Source organism: Bradyrhizobium sp. SZCCHNRI3052, from assembly GCF_032484895.1.
In the GTDB taxonomy this organism is placed as follows: domain Bacteria; phylum Pseudomonadota; class Alphaproteobacteria; order Rhizobiales; family Xanthobacteraceae; genus Bradyrhizobium.
On record NZ_JAUETW010000003.1, the window covers coordinates 688,917 to 711,486 of the forward strand.

Here is a 22,570-nt window from a genome sequence, read left to right on the forward strand (position 1 = left end):
TTCGCGAGAGGCCGGTTCCATTTCGGCCGTTTCATGGCGGCAAGCTTTTATTCCCAACAGCGTGCGTGTTGTTCCCCAAGTATTGTGTGATCGAATAACTGCCAATTAGCAGTAATTCTCCGGGCTCTGTCTCCATTTATTCTTGTCGTTCCGCCCCTGCCTCGCGGGGGACGGAAGCATAGGCACAGCCTTGTTTCCCTTCATAAATGCCGCTGCACTTGACTGCATTTACCCAAAGTCCCTAAAATCCGATTAACAAGAACCGGTAATATTGACCCGTATTCTCGTTTAATAATAGTTTAACGATAGAAATGGAGCGCCACCAAAGCGCCCCATATTTGGAGGTTTTGGCGCATGAATGCTCCTGTCCTGCTGGCCCAGTTGACCGGCACGTCCACGCAGCCATCCAGCGCCTCGGCCAAGCACCTCAAGATCGGGAAACCGCCGGGCAACCAAGCCGTTACGGTTCATCTCGACGGCCAGAGCCAGATCGATTTCAGCGATATCGCCAGCGAGCGGCTGACCTTCGTCAAGATCGGCGACCGCCTGATCATCCTGTTCGACAATCAGTCGACGGTCTCGATCGACCCGGTTTTCGACGCCAACGGCGCCCCGCTGAAGGACGTCAGCTTCGAAGTCGGCCCCGACCGAATCATCAATGGCGATCAGTTCGCCGAGCTGTTTCCGGTCACCACCGACCAGTCGGTGCTGCCCGCCGCGGGTACGCCCGGTGCGCCCGGCGTGCCCGCCGGCGCGAACTTCGGGACGTTCAAGGTCGACCCGCTGACCGTCGGCACGCCGCTCGGGCTGCTGGGACCCGAGGACTCCACCACCAAATTCGGCGACAACCCGGTCACGCCGAATCCGACGCCAATCGCCGGCGTTGCCGACAGCGTGGTGCTCAACGAGGACGGCCTGTCCGAAGGCCGGCCCGGCGGCAGCGGCGACATCGGCGGCGTGGCGACGAGCTTCACCGGTTCGCTGAACGTCGACTTCGGCACCGACGTGATCGGCCGCGCCTTTGCGTTCGCGGCGTCACAGCCTGGTCTTGCCGGGCTGACGTCCGGCGGCCAGGAGGTGCATTTTGCGATCACCACCGTCAACGGCCAGCCGGAGCTGATCGGCTATATCGGCAGCGATCCCTCGATCGTCGCCAACCAGGTCTTCACCGTCACGCTCGACGCCAACTCGACGATCGCGGGGACCTACACGGTCACGCTGCTGCAGCCGCTCGATCATCCGGTCTTCGGCACCGAAGACACGCTGAACCTCACCATCAACGTCATCGCCATCGACGGCAGCGGCGACACCGCGCCGGTGACGATCGTGATCGGCGTCAACGACGATTCGCCGGTCGCCGGCACCGTCGAGACGATCAATGTCGCCGAGCACACCGGCGGCGGCAGCGAAGGCGGCGGCGAGAGCGAGCTCGTCGCCAAGGTCGTGGGCGGCGACGGCTTCGAGCCGACCACCGCGAGCGTAGACCTCAACATCGGCTGGGGCGCCGACAACGGCAACAGCAAGGTCGATGGCGGCTCCAACGGCACCGTGGTCGACGGCGACCGCTCGCTGGTGTTCGACGCGTCCGAGATCGCGACCTTGCAGGCGCTGGGCCTGACCTCGAACGGCGAGGCCATCTCCTACACGCTGTCGGCCAACGGCACCGAGATCATCGCGACCGCAGGCGAGGGTGAGGGCGCGCGCACCATCTTCACCGTGTCGCTGTCCGACACCCGCTCCGGCAGCGCCACCTTCACGCTGTCCGACAATATCGACCACAACGGCGCCAACGACGCCTCGCTGCCGCTGACCTTCAAGGTGGTTGCGACCGACGCCGACGGCGACCCCGTCAACAGCGCCTTCACCGTCAACGTCGCGGATGACGGCCCGAGCTTCGGCGAGAAGCCGAGCTATTCGGTGGTCGACGAAGATGGGCTCGGCAATGCCGGCAACAGCTACGCCGACGGCCATGATGCCTATGGCGAAGACCTGACGGTCACCGATACGCTCGGAATCCGCTGGGGCTCCGACGACGCCAACAACAAGGTCGATGGCGGCATCAACGGAACGCCGGTCAATGGCGATCGCGCCGTCACCTTCGCCGCAAACGTGGTGGCCTCGCTCGAGGCGCAGGATCTGACCTCCGACGGCTTTGCCCTGCGCTACGAGGTGTCGGGGAACGGCACCGTGCTGACCGCCTATCGCTATGATGCCGCGCACGAGACCTATGTCGACGCCAACGGCAAGCCGCTGGAAGGCGAGGGCCTGTCGGGCGCCGTGGTGTTCACGGTGTCGCTGTCAGACCAGGGCCATGGCTCCTATACCTTCGCGCTGTCGGGCAACCTGGATCACCCGGTGCACAGCACCGAGGACGACATCACCCTCAACATCGGCTTCGTCGCGACCGATTCCGATGGCGATGCGATCACCGATACCTTCACGGTGAAGGTCAATGACGACGCCCCGAGCTTCGGCGAGAAGCCGAGCTATTCGGTGGTCGACGAGGACGGCCTCGGCAACGCCGGCAACAGCTACAAGGATGACGGCGACGCCTATGGCGAAGACCTGAAGGTCACCGATACGCTCGGCATTCGCTGGGGCGCCGACGGCGCCAACAGCCATGTCGACGGTGGCATCGAAGGCGCCCCGGTCAATGGCGACCGCGCCGTGACCTTCGCGGCCGACGTGGTCGCGACGCTCGACGCCCAGAATCTCACCTCGAACGGCTTCGGTCTCACCTACGTCGTGTCCGAGAACGGCACGCTGCTGACCGCCTATCGCTATGACGCCGAGCACGAGACCTATGTCGGCGCAGACGGCAAGCCGACGGATTCGGCCCATGCGACGGTGTTCACCGTGGCGTTGTCCGATCAGGATCACGGCTCCTACACGTTCGAGTTGAAGGGCAATCTCGATCACCCGGTGCACGGCACCGAGGACGACATCACGCTCAACATCGGCTTCGTCGCCACCGATTCCGACGGCGACGCAGTCACCGATACCTTCACGGTGAAGGTCAATGACGACGCGCCGGTGTTCGGCGATGCGCCGAGCGCCGGCGTGGTCGACGAGGACGGCCTCGGCAATGCCGGCGACAGCTATGCGCAAGGCAGCGACGTCGCCGGCGCCGATCTCACGGTAACCCAGTCGCTCGCCATCCTGTGGGGCGCCGATAGCGCCAACAGCCATGTCGACGGCGGCATCGATGGCGCCCCGGTCAAGGGCGATCGCGCCGTCACTTTCGCCGCCGACACCGTTCCCTCGCTCGAGGAACTGGGGCTGACGTCGAACGGGATTGCGCTGAGCTATCAGGTCTCCGAGAACGGCACGCTGCTGACCGCCTATCGCTACGACGCCGCCCACGAGACCTATGTCGACGCGAACGGCAAGCCGACGGAGGACCTCGCCAGCGCCGCGGTGTTCACCGTCTCGCTGTCGGATCAGGACCAGGGCTCCTACACGTTCAATCTCACCGGCAATCTCGATCATTCGGTCCACGGCAGCGAGGATAATCAAGGGCTGTATTTCGGCTTCGTCGCCACCGATTCCGACGGCGACGCAATCCACGGCAGCTTCAATGTCGAGGTCAACGACGACGCCCCGGTGTTTGGCGAGCGCGTCAGCTACTCCGTGGTCGACGAGGATGGTCTCGGCAATCCCGGCAACTCCTATTCGGACGGCAAGGACGCAGCCGGCGCCAATCTGACGGTGACCGATTTCCTCGGCATCCGTTGGGGCGCCGACAGTGCCAACAGCCATGTCGACGGCGGCATCAACGGTGCGCCGGTCAATGGCGACCGCGCCGTCACCTTCGCCTCCGACGTGATCTCGACGCTCACCGGCCAGCATCTGACGTCGAACGGCGTCGCACTGACCTACACCGTGTCCTCCGACGGCACGCTGCTGACCGCCTACCGCTACGATGAAGCGCATCACACCTACGTCGACGGCGAGGGCCATGCCACCGGTGATCCGGCCAAGGCTGCGGTGTTCACGGTGTCGCTGTTCGACCAGGGGCAGGGGTCCTACAGCTTCACGCTGATCGACAATATCGATCATCCGGCCCACAACACCGAGGACGACGTCACGCTCACCCTCGGCTTCGTCGCCACGGACTCGGATGGCGATGCGGTCTCCGACACCTTCAAGGTCAAGATCAACGACGACGCGCCGGTGCTGAACCGGGAGATTGCGACCGGCGTGGTCGATGAGGACGGGCTCCCGACCGCGCTCGCGGGCGGGCCCGGCGACGTCCCCGGCCAGAACACGGTCGCAACGGGCGATCTCGGCATCTCCTGGGGCAGCGACAGCGCCAACAATCTCGGCAATGTCGGGATCACTGGTGCGTCCCCGGTGAACGGCGACCGCGCCGTCACCTTCGCATCCGACGCCACCACCACGCTCGCCGCGCAGCACCTGACCTCGAACGGCGTCGCGTTGACCTACGGCGTCAGCGAAGGCGGCACGTTGATCGCGGCCTACCGCTTCGATGGACAGCATTACATCGACGGCAACGGCAACTGGACCGGCAACAAGGCCAATGCCGCCGTGTTCACGGTGAAGCTGTCCGACCTCGATTCCGGATCCTACAGCTTCACGCTGCTCGACAATCTCGACCACCCGGTGCCCAACACCGAGGACAGCATCGCGCTGACATTGAAATACGTCGCCACGGATTCCGACGGCGACCAGGTCAGCGGCACGTTCAAGGTCAGCGTCAACGACGACAGCCCGGAGGCGCATACCGGGACGGCCAAGAGCATCAGCGAAGCTGATCTCAACGCTGGCGGTGGCGATTGCGGCCCCGATTTTGGCGGTCACGATTTCGGCGGCCACGATGGCGGCAGCCGCGATCCTCAGGTGACCGGCGCGCTCAACATCAAATGGGGTGCCGACAACAACGACAGCGGCGCCGCCGATCGCTCGGTTCGCTTCGCCAATACGTCCAACGCCGCCGACGACGTCCATGTGACCAACGGCAGCGACGTCGGCCTCAGTGGCCTGACGTCGGACGGTCAGCAGGTGAAATACGCCTTCGATCATGGCGTGCTGGTCGGCTACACCGGCAACAGCCTCAATTCCGGTCAGCGCGTGTTCGAGGTCTCGCTCGATGACGATGGCACCGGCACCTACACCTTCAAGCTGCTCGGCAATCTCGATCATCCGGCCGGGCAGGAGAGCAACGTCGTCAAGCTGACCTTCGATTACACCGCGACCGATTCCGACGGCGATTCGAGCAGCAGCACGTTCACCGTCACCGTGGTCGACGACGTCCCGACGATCGGACACGCCGAGAGCGAGACCGTCAGCGAATCCAACCTGCCGACCGATCTCTATGACGTCCTGTTCCCGGATTCGCCGTACTCGACGGTGCAGACCGGCCGTCTCGCGATTTCCTGGGGCGCCGACGACAATGATTCCGGCGCGACCAACAACCGCTCGGTGGCGTTCTTCAACACGACTGCACCGGACGGGCTGACGTCGAACGGCTATGCGGTCAGCTATGTGGTCTCGTCCGACGGCACCACGCTGAGCGCGGTCACCACCGATCACCGCACCGTTTTCACCGTCACGCTGAGCGATGACGGCGACGGCAGCTACAAGTTCACGCTGCTCGACAACCTCGATCATGGCAAGTCGGGCACCGACAGCCTGGCGCTGAGCTTCGGCTTCAAGGCCACCGATTCCGACGGCGACAGCGCCGCGAGCAGCTTCACGGTGGCGGTGACGGACGACGTGCCGACCGTCGGCTGCCCCGAGGACGAGACCGTCAGCGAGGCCAGCCTGCCGACCGACGGCTACGACACCAGCCATCCGGATGCATCGAACTCGACGGTCCAGACCGGCAGCCTCGACATCTCCTGGGGCGCCGACGACAACAATACGGGTGTCGGGCACAACCGCGCGGTGGCCTTCACGACCGCCGCCGGCGCCACGGGCCTGACCTCCGACGGCTCGGCGATCAGCTACACGATCTCCGGCGACGGCACCTTGCTGACGGCGGTTACCGCGGATCACCGCACCGTCTTCACCATCCAGTTGTCCGACAGCGGCGATGGAAGCTACAAGTTCACGCTGTACGACAACATCGACCACCCGGCGTCCGGCCAGAACGATGACAGCCTGCCGCTGACGTTCGGCTTCAAGGCCACCGATTCCGACGGCGACAGCGTCACCAGCAGCTTCAAGGTCACGGTGCTCGACACCGCGCCGGTGGCGGCGGCCGGCGATGCCAGGACCGTCGACGAGGACGATCTGCCGGGCGGCACCGATGCCTCCAAGGAGCCGACCGCGGTCAGCGGCGACCTCAACATCAGCTGGGGCTCCGACGACAGCAACAAGACCTCGGGCGGCGGGCTCGGCGACCGCTCGGTCAGCTTCCGCTACACGAGCGCAGGCGCGAATGTCGACGCCGAGGACAGCGCAGGCCGCAACCTGGCGCTGACGTCGGACGGCCAGACGGTGAAGTACAGCTTCGAGAATGGCGTGCTGGTCGGCTACACCGGCAGCGATCTCGCCCACGGCACCCGCGTGTTCGAAGTGTCGCTAAGCGACCAGAACGACGGCTCCTACAGCTTCAAGCTGCTCGGCACCCTCGATCATCCCGCCGGCAGCGGCGAGAACATCGTCAAGCTGTCCTTCAGCTTCACGGCGACCGATGGCGACGGCGACACGTCCAGCAACAGCTTCACCGTCTCGGTCAAGGACGACGTGCCGATGCTCGGTTCGCCGACCGCAGCGACGGTGACCGAGAACACCACCGGATCCGCCGAGGCGGAGGTGTTCCAGACCCAGACCGCGGCCAATGTCGCGCTCAACATCAATTGGGGCGCGGACGACAACAATTCGGGCGCGGCCAATCGCAGCGTCGCGTTCGATAGCGCGATCCATACCGGCGACGTGGTCAAGACCACCGGCGCAGGCAGCCCGACGCTGACGTCGAACGGCACGGCGGTGCAGTTCATCCGCGTGTCGGACACCGAGATCTGGGGCGTCGCCAACGACAATGGCGGCCAGCTCACGACGAACGACCGCAAGGTGTTCCATATCACGCTGTCCGACGACGGCTCCGGCAGCTACACCTTCGAGCTCCTGGACAATGTCGATCACGTCGGCTCGGGCCAGACCAATGCACTGTCGCTGAAGCTCGGCTTCACCGCGACCGATGCCGATGGCGATACCGCCTCCGGCGGCAACTTCACCGTCACCATCAATGACGACAACGGCCGGCCCGCGATCGGCACGGCTGATGCCGGGACCGTCGACGAGGATGGGCTTTCCGGCGGCAACACCGGAGCGGCCACCGGCGACGTCGCCGGTGCCAATGTCACGGCCAACGGCTCGCTGGCGATCTCCTGGGGCGCCGACGACAACAACAGCGGCAGCGTGAACCGCGCGGTCGCGTTCAGCGGCATCACCAACGGCCAGAACGCCACGTCGGACGCGGGCTCGCTGACGGTCGAGGGCGTCCAGGTCAAGCTCTGGGTCGTCGGCAATACGGTCTATGGCTACACCGGCAGCAATCCGACCAACGGCAACCCGCCGTCGGTGGCCAGCCAGGTGTTCAAGGTCTCGCTCGATGATTCCGGTGCAGGTAGCTACAGCTTCACGCTGCTGAAGCACCTCGATCATCCGGCCGGCCAGAACGAGAACGACGTCAAGCTGACCTTCGGCTTCACCGCCACCGATGCGGATGGCGACAGCGCCAGCTCGTCATTCGCCGTGACGATCGATGACGATACCCCCGTCGCGACCGCGACGGTGTTGAGAGCGGCAGTCTATGAGAGCGAGCTGCCGAACGGAACGGTAGTGACTGCGACCGGCAACCATGGCGGCGACCTCAACGGCGACGGCAACGGCAACGATTCCTACTTCACCGGCAATCTGAGCTCGCTGGTGTCGTTCGGCGCCGACAGGCCCGGCACCTATACGGTCGAGAAGACCAACCTCGCGCCCGAGCTGCTGTCGCTGACGTCGGGCGGCGTGGTGCTGACCTACAGCATCGGGGTCGACAACACGCTGATCGCCAAGGCTGGCAGCGTCACGATCTTCGAGTTCCAGGTCGATGCCAACACCGGCCAGTATTCGTTCCGTCTGAAGGGCGCGCTGGACCATGTCGGCACCGGTCATGACAACACCCTGACGCTCGACCTGTCGACGGCGGTGACCGCCACCGATTCCGACGGCGACTCCGTTGCGCTGCACGATCAGATCATCATCACCGTCAACGATGACAGCCCGCAGTCGCAGGACGTCGACACCGTCGCGATCTCGGAGGCAGCCGGCAGCGTCTCGACCGGCGCGGTCGATCTGCGCATCACCTATGGAGCCGATGGCGACAGCTCCGGTCCGTCGGTGACCTTCCTCGGCGCGTCGCCGGTGCGCGCCTACGATGCGGCCAACCACCAGCTCTCCGGGCTGACCTCGCTCGGCTTCGGCCTGACTTACGTCATGTCGGCCGATCACACCACGCTGACCGCCTATCGCATGAGCGGTGGCAGCTACATCGGCCAGAATGGTCTGGTGACGGGCAACGCGGCCGATGCGGCCGTGTTCACGGTGACGCTGTCGGAGGCTGGCACCGGCTCCTACAATTTCACCTTGCTGCAGCCGCTCGATCACCCCGCGCCGATCGGGACCTCGAGCGCCGCCGACCAGTATCTCGACATCAATTTCGCCTTCGCGGTCGAGGATCGCGACCACGACGTCTTCGCCAACAATTTCACCGTCCGGGTCGATGCTGCCGGCACGGTGACGACGACTCGCTATGACGCGCCGAATTCGCCTGTGTTCGTCAATCTCGGCGACAGCTCGGCGACGGTCCTCGGCGAGACGGCCGGGGCTCACAGCGTGACCGACCGCGCCGCGGTGACCGACAAGGTGGTCGGCACCGACAAGCTCGGCGGCGTGACCGAGGCCCACGGCTCAAATGGCGACGACATTCTGGTCGGCGGCAACGGCGTGGGCGGCGATGTCCTGTATGGCGGCGCCGGCAACGACATCATCATCGGCGGAGGAGGTGGCGACCGGCTGTTCGGTGGCGCCGGCAACGACACCTTCCTCTATACGGTGGGCGACGGCAGCGACGTCATCGACGGCGGCTCGGAGTCTGGCACGACCTTTCCGAACTACGACGTGCTCGCGATCACGGGCGATGGAAATGCGCGCAATTTCACCATCGGCAAGACCTCGACCGGCACCGAGATCAATCCGACGCTGAACGATCCCTCCGCCAGCAACGCCACCGACATTCTGGTGCGCTATGACGGTCCGAACGGAGCGACCATCCGCGCCGACGAGATCGAGCGCATCACGATCACCGGCGGCACTGCCAGCGACACGGTGACGATCACCGATATCAGCGGCACCGCGATCGCGCCGTCGACCATCGTGTTCAACGGTGGCTCCGGCAACGACACGCTGGATCTCTTCCGGTTTGCCGGCAACACCAGCGTGGTGTCGGACGGCGGATCTGACACCGACACCGTGAAGTTCGGCTTCAAGTTCGCCGATGCGACCTACACCAAGGTGTTCGCCACCGACGGCGTGACGCTGATCGGCGTGCAGGTCACCCACAACGGCCTGACCGATACGTTCACGAACTATGAGAGCTTTGCCTTCACCGACGGCACGCGTACGCTGACCGGCGTCTTCAACACGCCGCCGGTGGCTCATGACGACGCGGTGCAAGCGAGCGAGGACAGCCCGCTCACGGTCAACGCGCTGCTCAGCCTGCTCAACAACGACACCGACGTCGACAACAACACCTTGACCGTCAGCGGCGTGTCGAACGCGACGCACGGCACCGTTTCGCTCTCCAACGGCAATCCGGTGTTCACGCCGGACAAGAACTTCTCGGGCGTTGCCGGCTTCGACTACACGGTCAGCGACGGCGATGGCGGCACTGCGACCGCGCATGTCACGGTCGACGTCGCACCGAAGGCGGACGCGCTGACGCTGGGCTTCATGGATCTCGGCCCGGCCTCGGGTGCCGAGGACACCACGATCAACCTGAAGCTCATCAGCGCCGCCGTCACCGACACCGACGGCTCCGAAAGCCTGCGGCTGCTGATTTCGGGCTATCCGGCCGGCGCGACCTTCTCGGTCGGCCATGCTGGAACCGGCGCTGACGCCGGCAAGTGGGTGATCGATAGCGCCGCCGCGATCGCCGCGTTCGACAGCCATCCGCTGCAGGTCACGCCGCCCGCGAATTACAACGGCACGTTCTCGCTGTCGGTGGTCGCGGAGGTTACCGACCAGGCTACGTTGTCGGACGGCAACGTCCACACCGACGTCGTCAACACCGCACTGCAGACGATCGATGTCACGGTGACCCCGGTCAACGACGCGCCGCAGATCCATGCGCCGACGCAGGTGACGACGAACGAGGATACGCCATTCGCCTTCACCGGCGCGAACGCGTTCTCCTTCTCCGATGCGGACGGCGATGTCGTCGAGTCCGTGAGGTTCGATATCTCCGGCGGGACGTTCGCGATCCCGTCTCTCGGCGTCTACAACGCCAGCCAGACGCTCTCGATGAGCGGGTTCAAGATCAGCGACCTGAACACCTATCTGGCGTCGGCGGTGTTCACGCCATCAGCCGACAACGACGCGACGGGATCGGTCACGATCACCATCAACGACAACGGCAATGTCGGCGGCGGCAATCTGAGCGCGACGCAGACGATCACGATCAACATCAACCCGATCGAGGATGCTCCCACGGCCGTGGATGACACGGCCAGCGTGAACGAGGACACGACGCTGACCGTGTCCAATGCGGTGCAGGGCGTTCTGCACAACGACCGCGACCCGGACACGGGCGACACGCTGAGCGTGGTGGCGGGCGACTTCACGACGGCCAAGGGCGGCACGATCCATTTCAATGCCGACGGCACCTATGTCTACAAGCCCAAGGCCGACTTCTATGGCGCGGATACCGTGGATTACACGGTGCGTGATGCGGCCGGACAGACGGACACCGGCACGCTGACGATCAACGTGGCGCCGGTGAACGATGCGCCGGAGATCCATGCCCCGACGCATGTGACGGCCAATGAAGGCGCCTCGTTCGCTTTCACCGGAGCGAACGCGATCACCTTCTCCGACGCGGACGGCGATGTCGTCGAGTCCGTGAGGTTCGACATCTCCGGCGGTACGTTGTCCATTCCGTCGCTCGGCGTCTTCAACGCTGAACAGACGCTCTCGATGAGCGGGTTCAAGATCAGCGATTTGAACACCTATCTGGCCTCTGCCGTCTTCACCCCGAACAGCGACCATCCGGGGTCGGTCACGATCACCATCAACGACAACGGCAATGTCGGCGGCGGCAATCTGAGTGCCACCCAGACCGTCAGCGTCGAGGTCATCCCCGTCAACCACCCGCCGGTGGCGAACTCCGACACCCATGCGGTGCTCGAGGATGACACGCTCAACATCTCAGTTGCGAATGGCGTCATCCGCTGCTCGACCGGCGGCTCGGTGGCCGACAGCGACGTCGACAACCCCGTCAGCTCGCTCGTCGTGTCCGGCGTCGTGGCTGGCACCGGCAGCGTGACGCAGGGGGCGGGCGTCGGCACCTCGATCGAGGGCGCCTACGGCCATCTGACGCTGAATTCGGACGGCTCCTACACCTATGTCGCCGACAAGGCCGATGCGCTGGCGGCGGGCGTGCCCGCGGTGGACACCTTCACCTATACCGACAAGGATCCGTCGGGCGCGGTGTCGAACACCGCGACGCTCAAGATCACGGTCACCGGCGTCAACGATGCGGCCGTGATCAGCGGCGCCGCCACCGGCACCATCGCCGAGGAGGGCGGCATCGCCAACAGCCAGAGCAGCCCGCTCTACGGCATCGCGCGTGGCGACCTCAATGCGACAGACGTCGACGGGCACAACGATGTGTGGCAGGCGACGTCCTCGAACACGGCCAACGGCTACGGCTGGTACGACATCGGCAGTGATGGCAGGTGGACCTACGGCATCTATAACAACGACCCGAGAATCCAGGCGCTGAAGGAAGGCGAGACCACGCTGACCGACAGCTTCACGGTCTACACGGAGGACGGCACCGCCAAGACGGTGACGATCCAGATCCTCGGCAACAATGACGCGCCGGTCCTGCAGAACGCGCTGGCGGACCGCAACTCGGCCGAAGATCAGCCGTTCAGCTTCACCATCCCGTCCAACACCTTCGCCGACGTGGACGGCCGTTTCGACGGCAGCAACGGTCCGCTGACGCTGGAGGCGGTCCTGAGCGACGGCAACCAGCTGCCGGCCTGGCTGCATTTCGACGCGGCGACCGGCACGTTCAGCGGCACTCCGCCGGCGAATTTTGCGGGCGCGGTCAATGTCACGGTCTACGCTTCGGACGGCGAATATTCCGTTTCGGACGCCTTCGCGCTGACGGTCACGCCGGTCAATGACGGTGCTGCGACGGTGACGGTGTCGGGCACTCCGACGCAGGGCCAGACGCTGACCGCCAATCTCGGCAGCGATCCGGATGGTGCCGCGTCGAACGTCGTCTATCACTGGCTGCGCGACGGCGCCGTCATCAACGGCGCGACGGGCTCGACCTACACGCTGGGCTCCAACGATGTCGGCCACAAGATCTCGGCCAACGTCACCTACACCGACGGCCAGGGCTTTGCCGAGAACGTGACCAGCGGCCAGACCGGCTCGGTCACGGCGCCGAACCACGCGCCGACCTTCGGGGCGGGAACGACCACGGCAAGCGTCACTGAGGACGCCTCCTATGCGGCGCCGAGCGGCAACCTGATCCAGAACGGCTCGTTCGGCTACTACAACGGCAACTTCTACACGCTGGATGCGTGGACGGTCGGGGGCGCCCATGCCGTCACCGTCGTGGGTGGCCGCACGGACGGTGGCTCGGCCGACTTCTACGGCGCGTCGAGCTCGATGAGCCAGACCATCAGCACCGTCGTCGGCGTGACCTATACCGTCGACTTCTACGTGATGACCTACGGTACGGCCGTGACATCAGCCGTCGATGGAACAACCCTTCTGACGACGAGCGCCTGGAACTTTGGCTGGACGGAGCAGACCTACCAGTTCACGGCGACCTCGACGTCGACCACCATCAAGTTCGCTAGCGGCGGCGGCGCCGTCATCGACGACATCTCGGTGCAGCCCAGCACGGTCGTGACACCGGGAGTGGAGCAGGCGTCCGGCGCGATCGCCTTCACCGACGTGGACGGCGATGCCCAGACCGTGACCTACACGACACCGGCCGGCAGCAACTACTACGGCTCGTTCAGCGCCACGGTCGACAATACCGGCCACAAGGTGAACTGGACGTTCGCCGTCAATGACGCCGACATCCAGTCGCTGCGCGCCAGCGACCATATCGATCAGACCTATACGGTGAAGATCGATGACGGTCACGGCGGGACGACGATGCAGACCGTCACCGTCACGGTGAACGGCGTCAACGATGCGGCGTCGATCGCGGGCATGGCAAGCGGTGCGGTCAAGGAGGACGGCACGCTGACGGCAGGCGGGACCCTGACGGTCACCGACGTCGATAGCGGAGAAGCCCAGTTCCAGACGCCGGCTTCGCTGGCGGGGACGTATGGCACCTTCACCTTCAATGCGGTGACAGGCGACTGGGGTTATACGCTGAACAATTCGGCTGCCAACGTGCAGGCGCTCAACAATGGCGACGTCAAGCATGACACGCTGACGGTGAAGTCGGTCGACGGCACGGCCAGCCAGGTCATCGACGTGACCATCAGCGGCACGAATGAGCCCGCGCCGCTGGCCGTGGTGGACACCACGAGCGCCGACGGACGCTATGCGCTGTCGAAGAACAGCGACTCGCCGAACGTGGTCAGCCTGGACGCGGCGACGCTGTTCTCGGGCGGAATGGGGACGGTCACCTACACCTACAGCCTCGTCTACAGCTCGACCGGCGACGACAGCTGGATCCACCGGACCGGCAATCAGTTCACCGGAGATCCGAGCAACAACGACGCGGGCCTGTATGTCTACAAGGTCACGGCCACCGACTCGGTATCGTCCGTATCGACCTATCTGGCCTTCAATGCGCTCGACAATGGTGCGCTCAACCTCACCATCAACTCGCTGTCGGACAAGTCGTGGGTGGTCGGTTCGGCCCCGTGGCTCTCCGGCTACAGCGCCAACGACGGCGACGCGATCACCGCCACGGTCGACAACCCGCTCGAGGCCAATGCCAACAACGGCTACGACGTGATGATCGGGTCGAGCGGCGGCAACAACTTCAACGGCGGTGCCGACGACGACGGCATCTACGGCCTCGGCGGCAACGACACGCTGCTCGGCGGCGCCGGCAACGACTACATCAACGGCGGCGCCGGCAACGACTCCATCCGGGGCGGCAGCGGCAACGACGTCACCATCGGCGGCTCCGGCAACGACACCTTCTATTGGGGCGTCAACGACGGCGTCGACACCGTCGACGGCGGCATTGGCACCGACACGTTCGTCATCGAGGGGACGTCGTCCCAGGATCTGATCTATGTCACGGTTGCCGGCGGCGTGATCACCGACGTCAACGGAACCAAGCTCAGCAATATCGAGGCCGTGACCGCCGATCTCGGCAGCAGCAGCAGCGATACCCTGACCTACATCACCAGCGAGGACGTGACGGTCAATCTCGGCGCCGGCACGGCCACCGGCTTCAGCTCGATCGCCAATATCGAGCGCGTGACCGGCGGCTCGGGCGACGACATCCTTATCGGCAGCAGTGCTGCCAACGCGATCAATGGCGGCGATGGCGACGACATCATCCGCGGCGGCGGCGGCAACGACACCATCGATGGCGGGGCAGGGATCGACCTGCTCGACTTCTCGGATGCGACGGCCGGTTTTACGTTGACGCTGACTCAAAGCTCGACCGCCACGAATGTGTCCATTCCTGGTCTCGGCACGGACAGCTACAAGAATATGGAAGGCGTGATCGGTTCGAACTACAATGATACGATCAATGGATCGGGCAGCGCTGACGTTCTCATCGGCGGCGCCGGCTCCGACCAGCTCACGGGCAACGGCGGCTCCGACACGTTCAAGTGGAACGCCGGTGATCTCGCCGGTGGCGGGCTCGACACCATCCTGGACTTCCAGACCGGCACCTCCGGCGACGTCATCGACCTCTCGGGCCTCTTGTCCAGCGTGTCCGGCAACCATGCCGACGCGGTGCGCTTCGTCGACAGCGGCGGGCACACCAGCCTGGCCTCGGCCAATGGCAGCGGCGTGCTGAACAACGGCGACCTGACGCTGCAGGTCAATACCGGCTCCGGCTGGAGCAATGTGGCGACCTTCAAGGACACCGGCACCAACCTTACGGGTGGCGACGACGTCATCAAGATGATCCTCGACAACAGCCACGCCCAGACGCAGGTCCACGTCTGATCCCGGCCGGCACGGGACACGAAAGCAAAGGGCCGCCCATGAGGCGGCCCTTTTTCATGGCTGGAGGCGGCGGCGCGCCGATGCGCTGCGGCTCAGATCTTCTGCCCTGCCGGCCCGACGCCGACGTTGATCATGATCCGCTGCACTTCGGTGCGGCCCTGCGGGAACTTGACCTCGAGCGTCACCGTGTCGGTGCCGGCGAAGTCGGCCTTCGACTGATAGAAGGCGATGAAGCCCGGCACTTCCAGGGCGAGGCACTGCTTGTAGTTGGTGGCGCTGACCTTGCCGCGCTTGATCGTGACGGTGCCGTTGCCGGGCGGCGACACAAGGCGGATGGCGGGAAGGGGCCCGGATGAGCAGTCGGGCTGGACGTTGAGATAGATGCCGACCTGGATCGGCTTGCCGGCGACGCCCTTGGCGTTGCGCTCGACCGTGGTCTGAGCGGGACCGGGCGCGGGAGCAGGCGTCTGGGCTTGCGCCGAGGCTGCGGTGGCCGCCGCCAGCAGCGCCGCGACGGCTATTCCCGCGAACGCTCCCCGCCATTCTCCTCGCAACAGGTTCATCACCGTCCTCAGCCCCGCATTGTCCCTCAGCGTCGCCAGATTGCCGTATTCGAGCTGATCGTTCAACGGATTGCCGAACTTGCGGCCGACTTCAGCAAACTTCCTTCACGTCCGCCATAGCATCGCCCGCGCGGTGTCATCGGATGGGTCCGATGACGTCATGACTGTTTCCCGCTGTTGCCATCCGTGTCTGCGCAACTCGTCCGCCTCGAGGAATGCGCGGAGTGGACGACATTGGAACGCAGTCATCGGGCTGACATCGATGCCCTTCGGGCGATCGCTGTCGTCATCGTCATTCTCTTCCATCTGAGGATCACCGGCTTCGAGGCCGGCTATGCCGGCGTCGACATCTTCTTCGTCATCTCCGGCTATCTCATCACTGGGCAGATCCTGCGCGATGTCGCCGCGCGGCGCTTCTCGCTGTCGGACTTCTATCTGCGGCGGGCACGGCGCATCCTGCCGGCGCTGGTTGTGACCATTGCGGCCACGTTCGCGGTCGGCTGGCTGTTCCTGTCGCCGGAAGCCCTGCGCCAGCTCGCCAAGGAGGCGACACACGGCCTGCTCTCGATCGCAAACATCCAATATTGGCGCGAGGCCAGCGCCTATTTCGCGCCGAGCGCGGATCAGTTGCCGCTGCTGCACCTGTGGTCGCTGTCGGCGGAGGTTCAATTCTACGCGTTGGCGCCGCTGCTGCTGATGTGGCTCGGCACGCGCCGGCATGTGTTCGGTGCCATTGCCGCGATCGGGTTGTTGTCCCTTGCCGCGGCCACACTCTGGTCATCGCGCGATCCGGACGCCGTGTTCTTCCTGACGCCGTTCCGGGTGTTCGAATTCGCCCTCGGCGCGCTCGCCATTCCGCTCGAGGCCCGGCTGGCAGCGTCGCCGCGCGCACGCTCTCTCGCCGCCGCCTGCGGCGACGTTCTGTTGTTCGGCAGCCTTCTCCTCATCGGCTGCTATCAATTCCAGGCAGGCGTCGCCGCGCTGCTGCCCTGCATCGCCACAGCCGTCATCATCGCGGCCAATGCCCCGACGTCGCTGGTGATGGCTCGCCCGGTTCGCGCCGTCGGCGCTGCGTCCTATTCGCTCTATCTCGTGCACTGGCCCGTGATCTTCTTCGTCCGCTTCATCTTCGGCGATGCGGCGCAGACCGCGGCGGGACTGGCGGCGCAGCTCGCGCTGATGGCGGTGCTGACCACGCTGATGTTCGTCATCGTCGAGCGGCCGCTGCGGCGGCTGCCGTGGCCGAGGGGCGCGCAGGTGGCGAGCTTTGCGACCGTGCTCATCGTCGGTGCCGCGCTCACCCATGTGACGTTCCGCGCCAATGGCGTCGTGTCGCGGCTGCCCGACGATCAGCTCGCGCTGTTCCAGCTGCAGGGCTTCGGCCTCAACAAATGCGGTCGCACCGTCGGCCGTCTGTGCGCGTTCGGCGATCTCGAGGGCACGCGCGGCGTCGAGCTGCTCGGCGATTCCTATGTCCAGCAATATGTCGCCGCGCTCGATGCGACGCTGAAGGCGCGCGGCATGATCGGGCACGTGTCCACCATGAGCGGATGTCCCACCCTCGCGGGGCTCACCGCCGAGGGACCTCGCGCCCAGGTCTGCGCCGAGCTGCGCGACAGCGAGCTGCCGCGGATCCGGCAGTCGCAGGCCGATTTCGTCGTGATCGGGCAGGCGTGGCAGCATTATCTCGACCTCGGCGAAGGGCCGGCAGCGCGGGCCCGCAACGCCGCGGTCGCCGGTCATCTCGCCGAGACCATCCGTCTGCTCGACCGGCCCGGCCGGCATTTCCTCGTCGTCGGCGGCCAGGTCCGTCCGGTGAATTGCGCCTTCGATCAGTTGCGCATGCTGCCGGGGCCGCGCTGGCACGCGCCGGCCAAGCCGTGCGATGCCGTGCCGAAGAGCGAGGCGATCGCGACCAACCGCGTCATCGACGCCGTCCTGTCGGAGGCGATCAGGCCGCTCGCCAAGGTGACGCTGCTCAGGCCCTCGGAGGTCTATTGCGACCGGGATTGCCCGGTCGTGGAGGGGGGCGTGTGGTTGTTCCAGGATGCCGGTCATTTCACAGTGGCAGGGGCCCAGCGGATGGGCGAGCGCGCTGCGCCGGTGTTCGCGAGTTTCCTGTCGGACGATTAGGTGGCGCTATTCGCCCTTGGGCGCGAAGGGCGCGAGCGTGGGCGAGGCCGCGACGATGCGTGCGGCGGCGAGCTCGGACCCTTGTGCGGTGAAATGGCCGTCGTCCCAGGCAAGCGGTGCGCCGCTGGATGTCTGCAGAACGCAATCCTTGCCGGGGCAGAGAAGCGCGAGCAGCGACACGTAGTCGGTCTGCGGGAAATCCTTGAGCAGGGCTTGCAGAAAGCCGTCGATGCGGCTGAACGTATCCAACATGTGCCGGTCCGGGGAGATGCCGAAGCGTGATAGCGCGATGAGGAGATCCGGCAGTGGACGATCGAATTGCGGGCTCGGCCCGATCACCACCACGCGGCTGCCGGCCAATGTGATCGCTTTGATCGTGGCGAGCAGGCTCTTGCGTGCGGTGGGCGCCATGGCCGTGCGCGTCCAGTTGCCCGACAGGATCACGATGTCCGGCGCAAGAGCGCGCACCAGCCCGGGCAGCCGGCCATTGAAGTCGGCGCAGGCGGCCGATTGTCCCGGCTCTTCGTGGGGGATGCATTGCGCTAGCGTCGCGCGCAAGAGCGTAGCTTGAGGTAGCGCGCGCCTCAGGCCGTGAGCGAGGTGTGCGGCATGGCTGTCGCCCCACAGCAGGATGTTGGGGCGTGTCCCTTCGACGAGGCAGGCATGCTGCAACATGTCGAACGTCTGGCCCGGGTTGAGAAAGCAGGTTCCCTCTTCATAGACGGTCTTGTGGTCGTAGCTGAGGAAGTCGGCCCAGGCCCGCTGCTGCGGCGAGAAGCGCGTGGGGAAGCCCGCGGACCAGATCATGATCGCGCAGGCTCCGATCGCGGTCGCGCCGATCGCCATGAGCGCACGTGCGGTGACCGGCCATACGGCACGTCGGGCGGGCTGCTCGATCAGATAGAAGCTCGTCAGCGCCAGCGTTGTGCAGGCGCCGAGCAGCTCGAGCTTATCCATGATCGAACTCGGCGGGCCCCAGATGGCGGCCGCGAACGAGACCACTGGCCAATGCCAGAGATAGAGCGAGTAGGACCACAGCCCGACCACGATCATCGGCTTGAAGGCCGTCAGCACGGCCTTGCTCGGGGTGGGATTGGCCCAGATCACCGCAGCCGCTCCGAGGCAGGGCAGCAGCGCGGCGACGCCGGGATAGGGCGTGCGCGGCGAGAACACGTTGGCGGAGGCGCCGAGCGCGGTCCATCCCAGCGCGGCGACCGCGATCCTCATCCACTGCTCGCGGAGCGCCGGAACGGACTCGACGGCAAGCAGCGCTCCAAGCGCGAGCTGCCAGGCGCGCGCCGGCAGCAGATAGAACGCGGCCGCCGGCTGGATCCGGGTCTGGACCACGCAGAGCAGGAGCGAGGCCACGCAGACGGCGCCTAGGCTCGCCAGCATCAGCGAGCGACGGAGCGCAAAGACGGCCAGCGCCAGCGCCGGAAACAGCAGATAATACTGCTCCTCGACGCCAAGCGACCAGGTGTGGAGCAGCGGCTTGGTGATGGCCGCGGCGTCAAAATAGCCCTGTTGCAACCAGAACAGGATGTTGGAGCAGAAGGTCAGGACGGCCAGCGCCTGATGGGCGGTTGACACCGTCTCTTGCGGCAGCTGAATCAGGCTCGCACCGAGCAGTGTGGCGCAGACCATGGCGAACGCCGCGGGCAGGATGCGCCGGGTGCGGCGCCGGTAGAATGCCGCGAACGAGAACGTGCCGGCCTGCGCCTCGGCATGAATGATCCGCGTGATGAGGAAGCCCGAGATCACGAAGAACACATCAACGCCGACATAGCCGCTTCGGAACGGCGAGATGTCGTAATGGAACGCGATCACCGACGTGACCGCGAAGGCACGTAGGCAGTCGATGTCGGGACGATAGTCAGTTGAACTCAAGATGGCCGTCCGCAGGGTCGTATGCGCTGCCGTCTTGAATGGCCGAGCCGCGGCGCGTGCGACCGACCCTGGCACGCTCCAATTGCAACTGCAATGCGGGACCCCAAACACTGCCGGTCGTGCAGACAGGACACAATGCCATCGAATTGACACCGCAGCGGGAATCCGCGGCTTGCCTTCACAGACTTGCCTCAATGGCGTGATGGCCTTGTCGGAGTTCATGCGTCGAGCGAGCGTGTCATGCGTACATTGGGGCGGAAGGCCGGCCGGGCCGGATTGTTGTGCGGCGTTGTTCTATTTCAGGTTGCGGTTGGCGTTTCGCTTGCGCGAAGCGCCGAGCCGGGCGGCTCCTCACCATCCGCAGGCGAGGTGGCCAAGGATCAGGGCAAGGAGAGCGGGCCGTTCGGCGGATGCGAGCCGATCGGGTTGACGGCATCGGGCGAGCTGGTGTTCCCGCTGGAATGCAAGAAGCTGATCAAGAAGCCGGCTGAGGCGCCGGTCGCCGAGGACAAGACCCCAGCCGACGACAAGACCGCGTCGGTCAATCCCGCGCCGTCCGTTCCGAGCCAGGCGGCCAGCGCCGACATTTCGGCCGGTCCCGAGGTCAAGCCTGCCGCGGCTGCGGAGGCGGTTGCGACGACACCCGCCGCGTCGGCTGAGCCGAAGCAGGCCGCAGTTGCGGACAAGCAGGATGCGGCTCAGAAGGTCGCCGTAGCAGAGCCAGCCGCCGGCAAGCCCTCCCTGACCAAGCCGTCCGTGAAATCGCCATCGGCGCTGGCGCCAGCGACCAAGCCGCCCTCTGCCAGGTCGTCCTCTTCCAAGCCGTCCTCTGCCCAGCCGTCATCTGCCAAGCCGTCCTCTGCCAAGACGGCCGCGGCCAATCCGCCTGGGACGACGCCATCGCCAGCCGGCGCCTCATCGGGCAAGCCGTCGTCCGGCAAGGCGGCCCAGGCGCAGGCCGTTGTGGTCGCCGCCAGGGATGCAGCGGTCAAGGATGCCGGCAGAACATCGCGCATGGTCGCCAGCCGGCCGATGATCGTGATCGCGAGGCCCGCCACCGCAACCACGGCCTCGGCCCGGCTGCAGGCGGAGGGCAGGCCGCGACTGCGCACCGCGGGACTGCCGGCCTGCGTCCAATTCCGCAGCTATAATCCGGCGACGCACAGCTATCGCGGCTTCGATGGCCACATCTATGCCTGCCGGTGAGGGCTGACGCTCGAGGGCCGGTTTAGTCTGGAGGGTGGCGAGTGACGTGACAGCCTGCCGCCCAAGGGCGGCAGCGAAGTCGGGCGGCGCGGCGCCGGAGCTGCTATAGAAGGTGAGTCCTCATCTCCGTTCCTCGCCTCGGTTGCTTCCGATTCGACATGGCAGAGCCTCAGTCCGACCTGTTCGAGATGCGCCGGCTGGAATCGCTCTCCAACACCATCTTCGGTGTTGCGATGACGCTTCTCGCCTACGACCTGCCGAAGCCCAATTTCGCGCATATGCCGGGTTGGATCGACCTGGTGCATACCTATTCCGGGCGGCTTGCCGGGCTGGTCCTCAGCTTCATCATCGCCGGCGTGTTCTGGATCAGCCACCACCGGCGGCTGGCCCGGCAGCCGTTCGCGGGCCGGCCCGTGGTCATCCTGAATCTGTTCTTCCTGTTGTCGATCGTGCTGCTGCCGGTCACCAACGGGCTCTACGGCGGCTACAGGCTGAGCAGCGCGGTGGCCGTCCTCTATGGCCTGCATCTGACCATCATTGCGTCGCTGAACGCCGCGCTGTGGTGGCTCGCGCTTCCAAGCGGCCGCCATGCCGAGATCGCCGGCGCGATCTTTCCCGTCATCGTGTTCGTGCCGGGCATCGTGATCGCAGCGCTTGCACCGGAGTACGTGCAGTATTTCTGGATGCTCGGCTTCGGCGGCTTCCTGGCGCGGCGGTTCGTCCGCAGCCCGGCGCCGTCGGCCGGCGAGCAGGCGGAGTTGCCATAAAAAAAGACGCGGCGGGCCGTGAGACCCGCCGCGCTTCCGTTCTTGAACTCGCTGGTCCAGGGCCGAGACCGCCCCGTTGCCGAGCCGCGATGGCGCAATCCGCTGACGAATCACGCCCTCAAACGTCGCTCATGAAGAGCCGCTCAGCGGGCGATCCCAGCGAGGTGACAGCGCTTGGTGAAAGACACTGGATCACCTCCTTTCGTTGTTGATGGTGACGCCAATATAGGACGGTCCGGGCGGCGAGGGTAGGGGGGCCGATTACGGAACCGGCCGCCCCCAGGGTGCCGCGCCGCGGTCTCGAGGTCGCGCGCTGCGATCGCTTCGGGCCGTTCCATCAGGCCGGATCCGGGACCCATCCGCTTCGAAACCTCGCCCCGAAGAGGTTGAGACCCGCCGCGGACCATGTTAGGGAACGCCCAATGCGGGTGTAGCTCAATGGTAGAGCAGCAGCCTTCCAAGCTGAATACGAGGGTTCGATTCCCTTCACCCGCTCCAACGATTTCAGGCACTTGTCGCGCCGTCAGGTCGTGTCCCCGGAGGTGGTGTAGCTCGGTGGAGCAAAGCCGCCCGGACGCGCGCTCCCAAATAGCGCCGTAGCGG

Annotated in this window: 6 protein-coding genes and 1 tRNA gene; 5 read left to right on the forward strand and 2 right to left on the reverse strand. The window is 65.6% G+C overall.

Annotated features, from left to right (window positions below):
• Positions 1-354: 354 nt before the first annotated feature.
• Positions 355-15,411, forward strand: a complete 15,057-nt coding sequence (locus QW887_RS13625; protein ID WP_316194613.1) for a VCBS domain-containing protein — start codon at positions 355-357, stop codon at positions 15,409-15,411.
• A gap of 92 nt (positions 15,412-15,503) precedes the next feature.
• Here QW887_RS13625 and QW887_RS13630 read toward each other — a convergent pair whose 3' ends face one another.
• The gene (locus QW887_RS13630; RefSeq protein WP_315714971.1) at positions 15,504-15,974 is read right to left on the reverse strand and encodes a hypothetical protein; all 471 of its coding nucleotides are present in this window, start codon (positions 15,972-15,974) and stop codon (positions 15,504-15,506) included.
• A 234-nt stretch (positions 15,975-16,208) separates the two neighbouring features.
• On the opposite strand from QW887_RS13630, the gene QW887_RS13635 reads away from it, so the two are divergent.
• The gene (locus QW887_RS13635; protein ID WP_315714630.1) at positions 16,209-18,107 is read left to right on the forward strand and encodes an acyltransferase family protein; all 1,899 of its coding nucleotides are present in this window, start codon (positions 16,209-16,211) and stop codon (positions 18,105-18,107) included.
• A 6-nt stretch (positions 18,108-18,113) separates the two neighbouring features.
• On the opposite strand, the gene QW887_RS13640 is transcribed toward QW887_RS13635, so the two are convergent.
• Entirely contained in the window at positions 18,114-19,994 is a 1,881-nt protein-coding gene (locus QW887_RS13640) for an acyltransferase family protein (protein WP_316175618.1), read from the reverse strand.
• A 369-nt stretch (positions 19,995-20,363) separates the two neighbouring features.
• Here QW887_RS13640 and QW887_RS13645 point away from each other — a divergent pair, with 369 nt between their 5' ends.
• The 3 genes from QW887_RS13645 (at position 20,364) to QW887_RS13655 (ending at position 22,465) form a co-directional block, all read left to right on the forward strand.
• Positions 20,364-21,200 carry a hypothetical protein gene (locus QW887_RS13645; protein WP_316175619.1) on the forward strand — a complete coding sequence of 279 codons (837 nt, stop codon included), beginning with the start codon at positions 20,364-20,366 and terminating at the stop codon, positions 21,198-21,200.
• A gap of 158 nt (positions 21,201-21,358) precedes the next feature.
• Positions 21,359-21,967, forward strand: coding sequence for a TMEM175 family protein (locus QW887_RS13650; RefSeq protein ID WP_315714627.1), 609 nt, complete (start codon positions 21,359-21,361; stop codon positions 21,965-21,967).
• 424 nt (positions 21,968-22,391) lie between these two features.
• A tRNA-Gly gene (locus QW887_RS13655) sits at positions 22,392-22,465 on the forward strand.
• Positions 22,466-22,570 lie beyond the last annotated feature (105 nt).